At 42.9% G+C, this 1,185-nt stretch carries 1 protein-coding gene; it reads left to right on the forward strand.

Annotation, left to right across the window (positions count from 1 at the left end):
• Positions 1 to 234: 234 nt before the first annotated feature.
• Positions 235 to 1,185 (forward strand): glycosyltransferase family 2 protein (locus tag ACUVJL_RS38950; RefSeq protein ID WP_445250705.1); only part of this gene is annotated, 951 nt, incomplete at its 3' end.

Below are 1,185 nucleotides of genomic sequence, written 5' to 3' on the forward strand. Positions count from 1 at the left end.
GATAAGAATCATTAACTGCCGCAAATTTACTATTCAAATCAGTCCCATAGGTTTGTTAAATACACTACACTCTAAGTCCAATTATGGGAAATGTTAAGTATTAAAAAGTTTATAATTAAAAGTGTTGCAGGCAATCGCGACGCTTGCTACAATTGCTCTTTAAATCAGTATTTTTTTTTGATAAGCATCTATTTTTCCAAAGAAAAACCTCAAACAAAAATTAAAAATAACGTTATGAACGCAGAAAATATCGGCGCATTCATCCCCGGACGAAACGGTAAAAACCTGGCTAACAAAGCGAGTGAAGGTGCGAGCAATAAAAAGTTAAACCCCGAAAAAGTCAGCACTGCTTCGCCCGCAGTCCCCGAAGCCCGAACCGCCCTAGAAGCATCAGCAGCGCCTGAAATTAGCATAACTTTTCACCCAGAGAAAGTTAGCATTATTATGCCGGCATTCAACGCCAAAGATACAATTGGCGAAGCGATAGCCTCCGCACTCAACGGCACTCACCAGAATCTAGAAATCCTAGTAATTGACGACGGTTCGACCGACGGTACCGAAAACACCGTCACCGACATGGCGGGGAAAGATCAGCGAATTAAGTATTACAAAAACCCCAAAAACTTAGGAGCTTACAAATCCAGAAATCTCATGATCGAAGCAGCAACCGGAAAATTTATCGCATTTTTAGACAGCGACGACACCTGGGAACCAAACAAACTAGAAGAATGTTTGAAAATGTTAAAACAGCACCCAGAAGTTAAATCAGTCGGTCACGCCCTCCGCTATCTAGACAAGTGCGGCAACAAAGTCAGCTACATTCCCACATATCCCACAAATCAAGAAGAATTGCAGGAGGTTCAAGAAAAAGGCGCGCTTCCTTGGGTTTTTCCCACAGCTTTAGTAGTAGAGCGAGAAGCTCTCCTAGAAATAGGAGGATTTTTAGAGTGGAAAGTAGGTGCTGATACCGAACTGATGGCCAGACTAGCTCAAAAGCACGGGATGCTAGCGACAATAATGCCCTTAGGAAACTATCGAGTTTTGGGCAGCTCTTTAACCGAGAAATATTGGTTGGACAAGCGTCTAGCCATAGACTGCGTTAAAGAAAACCAACTGCGACGGATTCGCGGTGAATCAGAGCTAACATTGACCGAATACCGAGAAGTCTTTTTCCAAAACCTGTCG

The organism is Microcoleus sp. OTE_8_concoct_300 (genome assembly GCF_031383065.1).
In the GTDB taxonomy this organism is placed as follows: Bacteria; Cyanobacteriota; Cyanobacteriia; order Cyanobacteriales; family Microcoleaceae; genus Microcoleus.